12 protein-coding genes and 2 pseudogenes are annotated in these 13,703 nt (G+C 74.3%); 8 read left to right on the forward strand and 6 right to left on the reverse strand.

Annotated elements, in window-relative coordinates; all coding sequences use genetic code 11:
• Positions 1 to 427 (reverse strand): nuclear transport factor 2 family protein (locus SSNG_RS00960; protein ID WP_063749941.1); only part of this gene is annotated, 427 nt, incomplete at its 3' end.
• A gap of 92 nt (positions 428 to 519) precedes the next feature.
• Here SSNG_RS00960 and SSNG_RS00965 point away from each other — a divergent pair.
• Complete coding sequence (locus SSNG_RS00965) at positions 520 to 1,116, forward strand: TetR/AcrR family transcriptional regulator (RefSeq protein WP_007261902.1); 597 nt, start codon at positions 520 to 522, stop codon at positions 1,114 to 1,116.
• Between the two features lie 15 nt (positions 1,117 to 1,131).
• Here the strand turns inward: SSNG_RS00965 and SSNG_RS00970 are convergent, their stop codons facing one another.
• Both SSNG_RS00970 and SSNG_RS00975 read right to left on the reverse strand, forming a co-directional pair.
• The gene (locus SSNG_RS00970; RefSeq protein ID WP_241694960.1) at positions 1,132 to 2,922 is read right to left on the reverse strand and encodes a methyltransferase; all 1,791 of its coding nucleotides are present in this window, start codon (positions 2,920 to 2,922) and stop codon (positions 1,132 to 1,134) included.
• 90 nt (positions 2,923 to 3,012) lie between these two features.
• Positions 3,013 to 4,225: pseudogene (locus tag SSNG_RS00975) on the reverse strand (4-hydroxybenzoate 3-monooxygenase).
• Between the two features lie 355 nt (positions 4,226 to 4,580).
• Here SSNG_RS00975 and SSNG_RS00980 point away from each other — a divergent pair.
• Together SSNG_RS00980 and SSNG_RS00985 are read left to right on the forward strand one after the other, a co-directional pair.
• The gene (locus tag SSNG_RS00980) at positions 4,581 to 6,026 is read left to right on the forward strand and encodes a hypothetical protein (protein WP_042800353.1); all 1,446 of its coding nucleotides are present in this window, start codon (positions 4,581 to 4,583) and stop codon (positions 6,024 to 6,026) included.
• Positions 6,023 to 7,177, forward strand: a complete 1,155-nt coding sequence (locus tag SSNG_RS00985; protein ID WP_007261906.1) for a hypothetical protein — start codon at positions 6,023 to 6,025, stop codon at positions 7,175 to 7,177. The genes SSNG_RS00980 and SSNG_RS00985 overlap by 4 nt, the downstream gene beginning before the upstream one ends.
• 18 nt (positions 7,178 to 7,195) lie before the next feature.
• On the opposite strand, the gene SSNG_RS00990 is transcribed toward SSNG_RS00985, so the two are convergent.
• The 3 genes from SSNG_RS00990 to SSNG_RS01000 form a co-directional block, all read right to left on the reverse strand.
• Positions 7,196 to 7,897: an alpha/beta fold hydrolase gene (locus SSNG_RS00990; protein ID WP_007261907.1), complete on the reverse strand. Its 702-nt coding sequence runs from the start codon at positions 7,895 to 7,897 to the stop codon at positions 7,196 to 7,198.
• A gap of 106 nt (positions 7,898 to 8,003) precedes the next feature.
• Positions 8,004 to 8,501: a hypothetical protein gene (locus SSNG_RS00995; protein WP_007261908.1), complete on the reverse strand. Its 498-nt coding sequence runs from the start codon at positions 8,499 to 8,501 to the stop codon at positions 8,004 to 8,006.
• The gene (locus tag SSNG_RS01000; RefSeq protein WP_007261909.1) at positions 8,498 to 9,232 is read right to left on the reverse strand and encodes an AAA family ATPase; all 735 of its coding nucleotides are present in this window, start codon (positions 9,230 to 9,232) and stop codon (positions 8,498 to 8,500) included. Before SSNG_RS01000 ends, SSNG_RS00995 begins: the two co-directional genes overlap by 4 nt.
• A gap of 73 nt (positions 9,233 to 9,305) precedes the next feature.
• On the opposite strand from SSNG_RS01000, the gene SSNG_RS01005 reads away from it, so the two are divergent.
• The 5 genes and pseudogenes from SSNG_RS01005 to SSNG_RS01025 all read left to right on the forward strand — a co-directional run.
• Positions 9,306 to 9,821 carry a hypothetical protein gene (locus SSNG_RS01005; RefSeq protein ID WP_007261910.1) on the forward strand — a complete coding sequence of 172 codons (516 nt, stop codon included), beginning with the start codon at positions 9,306 to 9,308 and terminating at the stop codon, positions 9,819 to 9,821.
• Positions 9,822 to 9,923: 102 nt separating this feature from the next.
• Positions 9,924 to 10,451: an Lrp/AsnC family transcriptional regulator gene (locus SSNG_RS01010; protein ID WP_007261911.1), complete on the forward strand. Its 528-nt coding sequence runs from the start codon at positions 9,924 to 9,926 to the stop codon at positions 10,449 to 10,451.
• Between the two features lie 123 nt (positions 10,452 to 10,574).
• A complete protein-coding gene (gene ddaH, locus SSNG_RS01015; protein ID WP_007261912.1) occupies positions 10,575 to 11,456 on the forward strand; it encodes a dimethylargininase in 882 nt (293 codons plus the stop codon).
• A complete protein-coding gene (gene rocD, locus SSNG_RS01020) occupies positions 11,453 to 12,688 on the forward strand; it encodes an ornithine--oxo-acid transaminase (RefSeq protein WP_007261913.1) in 1,236 nt (411 codons plus the stop codon). Before ddaH ends, rocD begins: the two co-directional genes overlap by 4 nt.
• Before the next feature lie 326 nt (positions 12,689 to 13,014).
• A pseudogene (locus SSNG_RS01025) lies at positions 13,015 to 13,703 on the forward strand (Imm49 family immunity protein); the annotation flags it as partial.

Below are 13,703 nucleotides of genomic sequence, written 5' to 3' on the forward strand. Positions count from 1 at the left end.
TCCGGGGGGGGGGGAGTCGGCGCCGGCTTCGAGGGACGGCGAGGGGGTTCCAGTAGTCGCGGTAGGAGGTGAACCTGCCGTCCTCGACGGTGACGACGGCTATGTACGTCATGTCGAAGGGGCGGCCGTCCTCCACCCACCTTCCGACGCCCCGCATCTCCGCCACGACGGTCCGCGGATCGGTGGTCCCGTGGATCCGCAGGTCGGCTTCGGGGAATTCGTGCAGGTCGATCCGGTCGGGATAGGGGCGCATGTAGTCGGCGATCGCCTCCCGGCCGTCCAGCCGGCGGGGCAGGCCCGGGGGCGCGAACGGGAACTCCATCACTCCCCCTTCCGCCCACAGGCCGACCCAGCCGTCGACGTCCTTGTCGAGCAGGAGCCTGAGGCCGTGGCGGTACAGGGCGGCCGGTGCGTGCGGTGCGGCCAGGGACATGGGTATCCTCCCGTTCAGAAAATACGGACCATCGGTCCGCTTCAACGATACGGACCACGGGTCCGTTTTTCAATCGGAGGTATCCGGTGACCCCGCCGCCCGAGCCCGAACGCCGGACCCGCAAGGACGCAGCCCGCAACCGGCAGGCCGTACTGGAGGCCGCCGACGCCCTCTTCGCCCGCTCCGAGAGCCCCGAGGAGCTCACGATGGCCGACATCGCGGCGGCCGCCGGCGTCGGCAAGGGCACCCTCTTCAGGGCGTTCGGCGACCGGGCCGGACTGCTGCGCGCGCTCTACGAGGCGCGCCTGGAGCCGGTCCGCGAGGCCGTGGCGGCGGGCCCGCCGCCCCTCGGCCCCGCCACTCCCCCGCGGGAACGCGTGCCCGCCCTGCTCGACGCCCTCCTGTGCTTCAAGCTCGACAACCGCCCCCTGGCGCTCGCCCTGGAGGAGACCGGGAGCAGCGGCCCGTACCAGGCCGGGCACTACGAGGGGTGGCACGACCTGCTCCGGTCCGTGCTGGAGCAGGTCCCCGGCCTGGCCGACCCCGGCTTCACCGCCCACGCCCTGCTCGCCGCCACCCGGGCCGACCTCGTCGAGCGGCTGGCCGGCCGTGACGGCGTACCGCGCGAGCGGCTGCGGGCCCAGCTGGCGGCGTACGCGGGCCGGGTCGTGGGCGCGGGCTAGAAGGCGCCTTCCGGATCAGGGGCGGGGCGGGGCCGGGGTCTTGCGGGCGTGCAGGACGTGCGCGTCCAGCGGCAGGGGGCTGTGGCCCTGGAGGTCGAGGCCGGCGTCCGCCAGGAGGCGGGCGTAGTGGGCGGCGGTGCGTTCGCGGCCTCCCACGTTGCAGAGCATGTGCAGGTCCCAGGCGGTGGCCAGCGAGGGGGAGCCGTCCGCGGGCAGGAGGCGCTCGACGATGAGCAGGTCGGCGTGGGCGGGCATCGCGCGGGCGCAGTGGCGCAGGATCTCCCGGCAGCGGTCGTCGTCCCAGTCGTGCAGGACGCGGGAGAGGGAGGTAGACGTCCCCGCCCGGACGGTACGTCGGCGAAGTCGCCCACGCGGTAGGCGCAGCGGGGCGCCGCAGCCCGCGGCGCCGAGGAGGCGGCGGGCCGCCTCGACGGCGTGCGGGCGTTCGAGCAGGACGCCGCGCAGGCCCGGGTGGGCGGTGAGGACCTGGCCGAGGAGCTCTCCGTTGCCGCCCGCGACGTCGACGACGGTGGCGGACGAGGACGCCCGGGCCGCGGCGGTGACGGCCGGGTGCGCGGGGAGCGGCCGGAACATGCGCGCGCTCGCCGCCATGGACCGGTCGAAGAGGCCGGCGAGTTCGGGGTCGCGGGCGAAGTGGTCGAAGTGGTTCTCGCCGAAGAGGTGGTCGAAGGCCGGCAGTCCCGTCCGTACGGCGTGGTCGAGGCCGCCGAAGGAGCGGTAGAACGGGCCCCCGTACATCAGGGCCAGGGGGCGCATCGACGCGGGCTCGTCCGTGCGGAGCAGGGCTCCGAGCTCCGTGAGGCGGAATCCCTCCTGCCGGCCCGGGCCCGTGTCGTGGGTGACGGCGCCCAGCATCGTGAGGTACCGCAGCAGGGAGTCGAGGCCGCGGGGGTGGGTGGCGGTCAGGCGGGCCAGGTCCTCCGTGCTGCACGCGGTGCGCGTGTCCATGGCGTCGGGCAGGCGCAGCCGGGCGAAGGAGGCGAGGGCCTGTGTGGTCCACGCGCCGGTGAGCAGGTGGAGGAGCGTTTCGGCGGGCTGCCGTTCGCCCTGGTGGCCTAGGTGGTCGGCGAGGGCGCCGCGGTGGTCGCCGTGGGCGTAGAGCTCCAGCCGCCGGTAGCCGCAGGACGAGTCGGCGGGGGTGGTGAAGTACAGGACCGTCCCGTTCTCGTGCGGGTTGTAGCCGCCTCCGTCGGGGCGTGCTCCGTGACGGGCGAGGGTCGCGCCCAGGCCGCGCAGGACCAGCGGGTCCGGGCGTTCGATCTCGAAGGCGAGGTGCGCCTCGTGCCGGCGGGTCCGTTCGTAGGCGGCGATGGGCTCCAGGGCCGAGTGCGGGGGCACGGTCAGGGCGAACACCTCGACCGCGCGGCGTTCTCCGGCGGCGCCGGGCACCTGGGGGCGCAGGATCCGGACGTCGAGTTCGGCCGGGTCGCGCCGGTGGCGCCGGGCCAGGCGGTCGCGGACGACCACGCTGGGGTGGGAGGGGGTGTCGGCCGCCAGCCCGCACGCGTCGAGCTGGGCCCGCAGGCTCTGCGCGTCGGGCGGGAAGAGCAGCATGCCCGCGTGGGCGAAGCGGCAGCGCTCGGCCAGCGTCCGCAGCTCCGCGCCGTCGATGCCGGGCAGCAGGAGCGGCAGCAGGGTGGTGCTGTCGTGCTCGCGGACGAAGGCGGCGGCCGCGCGCAGGCGGGCCGTGTCGTCCGGGAGCACCGTTTCGTCGGGGAGCATCGTCGCGTCGGGCAGCATCGTTTCGCCGGGCGGCATCGTTTCGCCGGCGAGCGTCGTCGTCATCGTGGGAGTGTCCTCGGGCCGGTACGGGTCGGGGCGGGGCGGAGCTGGGCAGGGGGAAGCGCGGGGAGGCGGGGCCGGGGCCCGGCGGGGTCAGACGCCGACGTAGTTCTCGGCGAACCAGTCCTGGTGGACGCGCGAGGTGCGCAGCGAAGCGATCCGGGAACGCCGCCGGGCGGCCTGGAAGAACGATCCGGCGTCCGGGTCGCCCTCGGGGGGCGCGTGCAGCAGCCGGGTCATCCAGCCGGTGAACTCCTGCGCCCGCCAGATGTGCGCCAGGCACCGGTCCGAGTACGCGTCGAGTCCCCGGCCGTCACCGCGGGCGAGTGCGTCGACGAGCGCCTCGGCGAGGATCTCGGCCTCCAGGACGGCCAGGTTGGCGCCCTTGGCGGCGGCCGGGGCCGGTACGCTCGCCGCGTCGCCGGCCAGGAACAGCGAGCCGTGGCGCAGCGGTTCGACCACGTCGCAGGCCAGGTCGAAGAGCCCGCGCTCCAGGAGGGTGCCGCGGCTCAGCGGGCCGTACTCGGGGGCGTGCATCCGTGTGTCGAGCTCGTCCCAGATGCGTTGCTCGGGCCAGGCGTCGGCGGCGGTGCCGCGCTGCCACTGGAGGTAGTAGCGGGTCACCTCCTGGGTGCGGGCCATGTGTCCGGCGAAGCCGCGGTCGTGGATCGCGTAGCCGACGGCGTCGAGGCTGGCGGGGGCCTGGGCGAGCAGGCCGAGCCAGGTGACGCCGTGGTCGTGGTGGTGGACGGTGGCCGCCGGCAGGGAGCGGCGGGCCGCTCCGTGGCGGCCGTCGCACCCCGCGACGTAGCGGGCCGTCCACCGGACGGTCCTGCCGTCGGGGTCGCGCGCCGTGAGGCGGGGGCGGGTGCCGTCGGCGTCGTGGACGGCGAGCGCCTCGGTGCGGAAGTGGATGCGCCCGCCGCGGGCGAGGTAGTGCCGCAGGAGGTCCGTGACGAGGTGCTGCTGCGGGTAGACGTGGTGCCGCCCGCCCCGGCCGAGGGCTCCGTAGTCGAGGCGGAACCCGCCCCTCGTGGGTGCGGAACTCGCAGGTGCCGTGCGGGCGGCCGTACTGGTGCAGACCGTCGGCGAGGCCGTGGCCGTCCAGGATCCGCACGGTGTTCGGGGCGAGGAACCCGGCGCGGGCGCGGGTCCGGACGCGGGAGGAGGAGGCGCGTTCCAGGATGACGCAGTCGATCCCGGCGGCGAGCAGGAGGTTTCCGAGGACGAGCCCGGCCGGACCCGCACCGAGGACGACCACGTCGGCTGAGGCGCGTAACGCGCGGTGTGTCTGGCTGTCCGTCATAGCGGGTGAAGCATAAGCACGCGAACTTCAACCAACCTACGCCAGCCATCCCTTAGCGGGAATAGAGTGACAATCACCCTTAAACGGCGCGGCCGGTACTGACGCGCCGGAACCGGTCTCCGGAGACCCTGCCGGTGGTGTGCGCCGGGCGTGCGGTTGCGGGCGCACGCGCTCGCGTACGCCCCGGGCGAGAGCGTCCGGGGGAAGTGGGTGGAGCGCTCGCCGCCCGCTCTGTTACGGTCCTGTCGCCGGCCGCGGGACTCCGGTACGACTTCCGGAACCTGCCTCTGAAGCAATGATTCGCAGCTCGTGCCCCCATTCCCCGGCCGGCGTCCACCTCGGGGGAAGAGCGGAAATGGATGCGTACGGGGACCTCGTCGCGGCAGAAGACGTCCTGCTCTTCGTCAACGCGGCGATCACCTCCACAGGCCAGCGGGAGTTCCGCGACGACGCGGACGAGCAGAGCATGTCCCTCGACTTCCTCCACGCGTACATGCTGGGGAACTACCGCGAGCTGTACGCCGGGGTCCTCGCCCTTGACATCAACGACCACAACGCGGTGCTCATCGTCCGGCGGCTCCTGGAGACCGCCGGGGAGGCCAGTGCCGACCAGCGCCGCCGCGAGGGCCGTCTGATCGCGTCGCGGCTGGCGGCGCTGCCGCCGCAGCGCGTGTACGGGCTCTTCGACGCCCTGCGCCGGGCCGGGGTGAACAACCGTCGCACCCGGGCGATCGTGCGCGACTGGCTGGCCGCCCGCAAGGACCTGGCGTTCGACGCCGTGAAGTACCGCAGCGGCCTCAAGCGCGTCCTGCGCCACACGCACCTCACGCCCTCCCACGCGCCGGAAGAACTCGGCACGTTCCTGTTCGCGCCCCACACCCGCCCGCGCTATTCGGCACCCCTGCTGGAGACGTGGCGCCGGGCGCACTACGAGAAGGCGGCGTTGTACGAGCTGCCGTACACGGCCGCCGAGGGGTTCGCCGCCCGGCACGGCGTACCCCGGGACGTCTTCCTGGAGCGCATGGCCCCACGGCTGACCCGCCTGGAGACGCTGCGGCTGCAGGAGTCCGCGCGGGCGCGCGGGGCCACGGCGGTGCGGACCGACCTGGCCGGGATGCCGCTGACCCGCCTCGCGGCCTACGTGCTGTCGCTGCCGCTGGAGGACCGGCTGCGCCGGCGGGCCGAGCTGACCCGCGCCCTGGAGTCCGCCGCCGGCCGGGTGGCCAGCGCCCACCGGGGAACCTGGGGGAAGGTCACCGCCGTCCTGGACGACAGCTTCTCCTCCTTCGGGTCGGTCCACAAGCGCCGGCGGCCGCTGGCCGTCGCATTGGCCTGCCACCACCTGCTCGCGGCCCTGGCCGGCGACTACACCGCGCTGTGGACGTCCGGGCGGACCGATGCGCTGCTGGTGTACCCGTACGGGCCGACGCCCGTGGGGCGGCGGATCCTCGACGCGCTGGAGACCGCCCCGGCCAGGCTGGTGATCGTCTCCGACGGATGGGACAACGCGCCTCCGGGCCTGGCGGGCGAAGTGCTGCGCGTCTGGCGCACCCGGCTCGACCCCGGTCGCCGCACCGCCATCGTGCACCTCAACCCCGTCTACGACGCGGCCGCTTTCGACGTGCGCCGGCTCTCCGCGACGGTGCCCACGGCGGGCATCCGGGACGCCGAGGACCTTCCGGCCCTGGTGGAACTCGCCCAGTTCGCGGAAGGCCGCACCGGGCCGGCCGAACTCACCGCGTACATGGACGCCCGTGCGGCCCTCATGACGGCCGGACACGATCGGGAACGGGCACGATGACCACCTCACTGGACCTGACCGGTCTCGCCGCCCGCCCCGCCCAGGTCTGGGGTGCCGTCCGCCTGGTCCCGCTCGTCCGCGACGAGCCCATCGGCGACCTCCGTCTGCACGCCGAGCTCTACGGCGACGCGGCCGGCCTGGTCGAGGTCGGCCCGCGCCACGCCTACCTGTCGTACGTTCCGCACGGGTTCGTCGCCACGTGGACCGGTGACGGCACGCCGGCGGCCGCCTACGGCACGCAGCTCTGCGCCGAGCGCGACCAGGTCCCCGCCGCCACGATGGGCCTGCGGTTCCACCGCCGGACGGCCCGCCGCCAGGCCAAGGACCGGCTGCGGTTCCTCCCCCTGCACCTGTCGCTGGAGGGCTACCTGGCACTGCACTCCGGCGGTCCCACGATCGCCTGGGAGGAGTGGTCGCACCGCGCGGTCAGCCAAGGCCTCTCGCCGCGGGCGGAGGAGGCCTACGCGGGTGCCGAGGTGCGGGGACTCGCCGACGCGCTGCGCGTCTTCGAGATCCACCCCGGCCAGTGCGGTGTGATGGTGTACGTCGCCGACGCTCTCGCTGCCGCGTTCGCGGTCCCGCATCCCGACGACTACCGCGCACTGCACCCGACGCTCCTGCAGGACCTGTACGGCGAACTGATCCACCACTACGCCACGCTGGTGCTCCCGGTCCCGGACTTCCGCGCCCGCATCGCCGACACGCGCATCGGGTCTCTGGAGGACCTGCGCGGGGCGGCTGCCGAACAGGAGGAGGCCTGGGCGCGGTTCCACGACACGACCATGGCCGCCGGACTGCTGGGGCACGCGTACACCTGGCGGACCGTCCACCGGATGGGACGCTTCACGCTCGCGCGCTTGCGGCCGCCGTTCCGTCCCAAGGAGGAGAACCACATCGGCGAGGCCATCACGGACGACAGCGGCCGGATCGCCTACCTCAAGACGTTCCGGCTGTCGGAGAGCCAGGTCCGCCGCGGTCACCTGCTCGACCGGCTCGCCGCCCACGACTGGCACCTTCCGGACGCGGCGGCCGGTCTCGGCATCGACACGGCCCAGTTGGGGCTGCGGCTGGAAGCCGCCGGCTTCGCCTTCCTGCTCCGCCAGGACGTCCTGGACGGATACCGCAAGCGGGCCCGCACCGGGAGGGGCTGAGCGGCGGCCCGTCGCCGTTCAGGAGCCCGGCCTCGGCGCAGTGCCGCCGATGTGGTCCCGCACCTGCTGGTAGACCTCGGCGTCGTCGGTGAAGGCGGTGTGCTGCAGGCACGCGGTCCGCGTGTTCACCGCGCCGGTGAGGGCCACGGTGCCGCCGGGTTGGTTGATCGCGTCGCAGGAGGACCACCAGGTGGCGTAGCGGACGGCACCCGGCGTCTCGTCGCCCGCGTTCAGCGCGTCGAGGAACGCGGAACCCGGACGCATCTCGGCGCAGGAGGTGCCGCCGCACCAACGGGCGGTTTCCGTGCCGTGGTTGGGGCCGGCGAGGGACACCCAGGCGTCCACCTTCGCGTCGCCGCCGAGGTTCTTGAGGTAGTGGCGGGAGGACAGCGAGCCCATGGAGTGGGTGACCAGGTCCACCCTGGTGGCCCCGCTCTCGGCGAGGACGCGGTCGATGGTGGTGGCGAGCTGCGCGGCGGTGGTGGCGTTGGACTGCGACGTCGGGTAGGTCCACTGGTGGAGGCGGTCGGCCGGCCGGCCGTCCGCCCTGAAGCGGGCGGCCATGGTGTTCCAGGCCGTACCGTCGCTGTTCCAGCCGTGTACGAAGACCACCGGATCGGGCGCCGCGGAAGGGGCTGCGGGGGCGGCCGCGGCCGGAACGGCACAGACGGCCAGCGCCGTCAGGACGGCGGGGAGGGAGCGGAGCAGAGGCGTGTTCACGGCCCGTTTGTAACGGCACCGGCCGCCCCTGCCCGGGCCCGTACCGTGGACGCTCACCCGTCCGGGCGCCGCCGTTCACCCCAGGAACGTTTCCCCCGGGAGGTGTTCAGTCGTCGGCGAGCTGCAGGGCCAGGGCGTAGTGCTCGCCGTCCGTCCCCGCGAGCAGGCTGTCGAACACCGGGGTCAGGCCGTTCACGGCGCCGCACGCCGCGTCGTGGTTGGTCCACCAGCTGCCCTCCGGTCCGAGCAGGGACACCACCCGGTCCGCCGCGCGCTCGGCGGTGTCCGCGGGCAGGTGCCGGTGGGACGGCCACACCAGGTCGACGCCGGCGAGCCGGGCCAGGAAGCCGGCTGCCTCGTGCGGCTCCAGCGGCTCCAGGGCGGCGCAGAGCCGCGGGACGGGAGGAGGGGCGTAGCCGGGGAAGTAGCGCCGCCAGGCCTCGTCGGCCGACGCCCCGGCCAGCAGTGCGCGGATCCGGTCCGCCAGCTCGGGCAGGTCGGGATCCGGCTCCGTGAACCGTCCGGTCGCCACGTACACCCGTGCCGGTGTGCGGAGTTCCGCCATCCGCGCTGCCAGCTCCGTGAGTATCCCGGTGGGCTTCACGGGAAGGTCCTGCGGGAGGGCGGCGCCGGCTCCGCGGGTCCGGGGCGGTCGTCGAAGTCCACCGAGGCGGCGCCGCGGTCCCGTTGGCGGCGGTCGAGCAGGACCATCGAGCCGATGCCCTGGCCGGCGGGCAGGCCGTCCCGCGCGATGCGTGCCAGGAGCGTCGCGAGCCCCCGCCGGTGGATTCCGAAGACGCGTGGTGAGGCGAGCCGCCGCCGGGCGTGCTGGCCGGACAGCGCTTCCCGGGGGCCGACGTCGAGCACGACCATGTGCAGGGGGCGCCGGCCGCGGTGGGCCGTGTACGCGAGCCAGCGGCGCATCCAGGGCCTGGTGCCGCAGTCGTGTATGAGGAGGGGGTGGCCCTGGCGCAACTGGGAACGCATCCACCGCATGTGGCTCAGCCGTGCCCAGGGCCGGTACACCGCGTAGGGGAGCCAGGCGGGCATCCGCGACTCGAAGGCCGTGCGGGTGGCGCGGGGATCGACGACCGCGGCGGCGGGGGACCACGCGCACAGCAGGGTGCTCTTGCCGCTGCCGGGAAGTCCGGCGACGACGACGGCCGCGTTGGGCGGGTAGGACAGCCTGACGTCCCCGTCGGCCCCGCCCCGGAGGTCGACGACCCCGCGGGGGCGTATGCGGCGGCCGGAGCGGGCGCCGCCCGGCTGCCGCACGGCCTCCCCGGACCCCTGTGCCCGCTGCGTCGGGTCCTCGGTGCTGGTGCGTGTGCTCACAGGTGATGTGCCGTTCGGAGGGGAGGGCGGGGAAGAACCCGAGGCTACCCGAGTCCTCGTCTAGGGTGCCCTCATGGATCACGAGAGTGCCGCCGGTCCGGCGGGGGACCCGCGGTTCGCGGCCGCCCGCCTCAAGGAGCGCATCTACGCGACGATCACGATCATCTCGGTGGTCATCGGGCTGCGTTCCGCCGGACACGTGGACGCGGCCGGGGCGGCCGCCACGCTGCTCACCACCGCCGTCGGGCTGTGGCTGGCGGCGGTCGTGGCCGACCAGCAGGCCCACCGGGTGGTGCACGGCCGGCTCGCCACCGGCCACGAGCTGCGCGGGATCCTGTCCGTCAGCAGCCCTCTGCTGCTGTCCGCCGTGGGCCCGCTGGTGCTCGTCGCCTCCGCCGCCCTGGGCGTGATGAGCGTCGACACGGCGCTGCTCGCGGCGGCGGCCGTCAGCGTCACCGGCCTGTTCGCATGGGGCTGCTACGGCGGGGTGCGCATGGGCGGCGGCGCCCTCGCCGCCCTCCTGGCCGGAGCCCTGGACGCCGCGATCGGACTGGCCGTCGCCCTGGTGAAGGCCTTCGCCGGGCACTGAACGCCGACGGGGCGCCGGGGCCGTCGCGGTCGCGGTCGCCGTTGCGGCAGAGTGGGCGCGGAAGCCCCCGTCCGGGGCCGCACGAGGAGAAGATCACCTTCCATGAGCACCAGGTCCACGCCCTTCGACGAACTCGACCGGCAGATCGTCGCGACCCTGATGGACAACGCCCGGGCGAGCTTCGCGGAGATCGGCGCGGCCGTCGGCCTGTCGGCGACCGCCGTCAAGCGGCGGGTGGACCGGCTGCGCAAGGCCGATGTGATCACCGGGTTCCGGGCCACGGTCCGGCCGGCCGCGCTGGGCTGGCGCACCGAGGCGTACATCGAGGTGTACTGCGACAGCGCGGCACCGCCCCGGCGCCTCGCGGAAGTCGCGCGCAAGTACCCGGAGATCGCGGCGGCGATGACGGTGACGGGCGCGGCGGACGCGCTGCTGCACGTCAGGGCGGCCGACGTGGAGCACTTCGAGGAGGTGCTGGAGCGGATCCGCAGCGAGCCGTTCATCCGCAAGACGATCAGTTACATGGTGCTGTCGCACCTGCTGCCGGAGAGCCCGGAGGCCGGGGCCAGCGCCTCCGCACCGGCCGAGGCCGCCGCGCGGGCGGCCGACGGCGCAGCGATCCTGCTCTGAGGGGCACGTACGCGCAGGATTCCTGCTCCGGTGCGCAGCGCTTCGTTCTTGTCGCGCTGACCTGCCGCTTCCTACGGTGGGGCCACTCCCCCAGTCGTCACCGCAGGAACCGGAGGAACCCCTGTGCCCGCAGGACCAGCAGGACCCGTAGTACCCGTAGGACCCGCAGGACCCGCAGGGCGCCCGAGGCGCTATGTGATGTGTGAGCCCCGCTATTTCGACGTGCGCTACGCCATCAACCCGTGGATGGACGTCCTCACCCCGGTCGACGTTCCCCTGGCCCGTGAGCAGTGGCGCGCCCTGGTCGAGGCGTACCGCGCCCACGGCCACACCGTCGAGACGGTCGCCCCCGTGGTGGGCCTGCCCGACATGGTGTTCGCGGCGAACGCGGCCCTCGTGTCGGGCGGCCGGGTCTTCGGGTCCTCCTTCCACGCGGCCGAGCGGCGGCCGGAGTCCGCCGAGTACGAGGCCTGGTTCAAGGCCGCCGGGTACGAGGTCCACCGCTCGGAGGCGGTCTGCGAGGGCGAGGGCGACCTCGTTCCCGCCGGCCGGTTCGTGCTCGCCGGCACGGGGTTCCGTACCGAGCGGGCCGCGCACCGCGAGGTGCAGGAGTTCCTCGGCCGGCCGGTGATCGGGCTCGAACTGGTCGACCCCCGCTTCTACCACCTGGACACCGCGCTCTTCTTCCTCGGCGAGGAGGAGGGTGTCGGAGGCGGTGCGGCCGGCGGGGGGAACGTCGCGTACTACCCGGCGGCGTTCTCCCCCGGCAGCCGCGAGGTCCTCCGGTGGCTCTATCCGCGCGCGGTGATCGCCACCGAGGAGGACGCCCTGGCCTTCGGCCTCAACTCCGTGTCGGACGGCCGCAACGTCTTCGTCGCCCCGCAGGCCCGCGGCCTCGTCGACCGGCTCGCCGACCGCGGTTACGTTCCCGTCCCCGTCGACCTGTCGGAGTTCCGCAAGGCCGGCGGGGGAATCAAGTGCTGCACCCTGGAGATCCGCTCATGACCACCACTGCCGCTCCCACCACCGCGACGCGCTCGTCGGCCCAGCTGATCCGCGCCGAGGCACCGGTCCTCGCGCACAACTACCACCCGCTGCCCGTGGTCGTGGCGCGTGCGGAGGGCAGCTGGGTGGAAGACGTCGAGGGCCGCCGCTACCTCGACATGCTGGCCGGCTACTCGGCCCTGAACTTCGGGCACCGCCACCCCGCCCTCGTCGACGCCGCGCACCGCCAGCTCGACCTGGTCACGCTCACCTCGCGCGCCTTCCACAGCGACCGGCTGGCCGGCTTCGCCGAGCGCCTCGCCGAGCTGACCGGCCTCGACATGGTGCTGCCGATGAACACGGGCGCCGAGGCCGTGGAGAGCGCCGTCAAGGTGGCCCGCAAGTGGGCGTACGAGGTCAAGGGCGTCGCACCGGACCGGGCGACGATCGTGGTGGCGGACGGCAACTTCCACGGCCGTACGACGACCATCGTGAGCTTCTCGACGGACGGGACGGCCCGCTCCGGCTTCGGCCCCTTCACCCCCGGCTTCCGTGTCGTGCCCTACGACGACCTGGCCGCGCTGGAGGCGGCGATCGACGAGACGACGGCCGCCGTGCTGATCGAGCCGATCCAGGGCGAGGCCGGCGTCCTCATCCCGGGCGACGGCTACCTCACCGGGGTGCGTGAACTGACCCGGCGCACGGGGTGCCTCTTCATCGCCGACGAGATCCAGTCGGGCCTGGGCCGCACGGGCCGCACCCTGGCCGTCGACCACGAATCGGTGGTGCCGGACGTCCTGCTGCTGGGCAAGGCCCTGGGCGGCGGCATCGTACCGGTCTCCGCCGTCGTCGCCCGGCGCGAGGTGCTCGGCGTCCTGCGGCCCGGCGAGCACGGGTCGACCTTCGGCGGCAACCCCTTGGCGGCGGCCGTCGGTTCGGCGGTCCTGGACCTGCTGGAGACCGGTGAGTACCAGCGGCGCGCCGCCGCGCTGGGAGCCGTGCTCGACCGCGGCCTCGCCGAGATCAGCCGCGCGGGCGGTGCCGTCACGGCCTACCGGGCGCGGGGCCTGTGGGCGGGCGTGGACGTGGACCCGGCGCTCGGCACGGGACGGCAGATCAGCGAACGGCTGCTCGCCGAGGGCGTCCTGGTCAAGGACACGCACGGCTCCACGATCCGGCTGGCCCCGCCGCTGACCATCACGGAGGAGGAACTCGACACCGCGCTCGCCGCCCTGCGGAAGGTCCTGGCCTAGGCCGCCGGCCACCGACCGGATCTGGTGCATGGTGCACGTACCGCGTGCCGACCGCCCGTTCCGGTAGGGCGCGGCACCCGCCCGCCCGGCGCCGCTGTCGGAGCCGGGCCCTAGGGGATGTCCGCAAAGTGGCGCCGTCCGCCCGGAGGGCGGCCCCGCGGCGTCCGGTGCGTGCTCTCGGCGTGCCGGGCGGAAGCCCGCGTACTGGACGTACTTGGGCTTTCGTCCGGTGCGGCGAGAGCGCGTGCCGGGCGTCGCGGGGCAGGCGAGACTTTGCGGACACCCCCTAGGCTGTCGGCACGGACTCGGGTGTGGGGAGCGGTGCGGTGCGGATCGAGCGTCATCAGGTGGGCGGGGCGGCCCTTTCGGCGGCGCGCGAGGACTTCGTGGACCGGATCGGCGGGCGGGTCCGGTCGATGTCGAGGGCCGGGCGGATGGCCACGTACGAGTGGCAGGCGATCTCCGACGAGTTCCTCGACTACCTCGGCGCGCTGTCCGCGGAGACACCGGACCTGGCGACGCCGGAGGCGAAGGCCGTCGTGCGGGCCGCCGCCGAGGCCGCGGCCGGTGCCGTCGCCTTCGCGGGCTACTACCCGCACTGCTCCTTCTCCGTGTTCCTCGACTACGTCAACTTCGGCATGAGTTACGACCCCTGCGACGAGGACGCCTCCGACGGCCCCGAGGAGAGCGTCTCCGCGGGCGAGTGGGTCGACGCCCTGTGCCTCGCGGTCCTCGCGGACCGGGCCGGCCGGCACGGTGAGGCCTTCCGCTTCGCCCGGCGGAAGTTCGCCGACCGGGCGGTGGGAGGCTCTGCGGGCGAGCTGGCCACGGGCCTGGCGGCGCTGGTCTTCGGTGACACCGGGGACGACGGGGAGCACCCGCCGGGCGCGCGGGCGGAGCTCGCCGCCGTCGACGCCGCGCTGGCCAGGCTGCGCGCCCGGGCGCAGGAGAGCGGCGAGGACCTGCTCGACCGGGCCGCACGGTGCGGCCCTGCGCACCCTGCGGGCGCTGGCGG

The organism is Streptomyces sp. C, from assembly GCF_000158895.1.
Taxonomy (GTDB): domain Bacteria; phylum Actinomycetota; class Actinomycetes; order Streptomycetales; family Streptomycetaceae; genus Streptomyces; species Streptomyces racemochromogenes.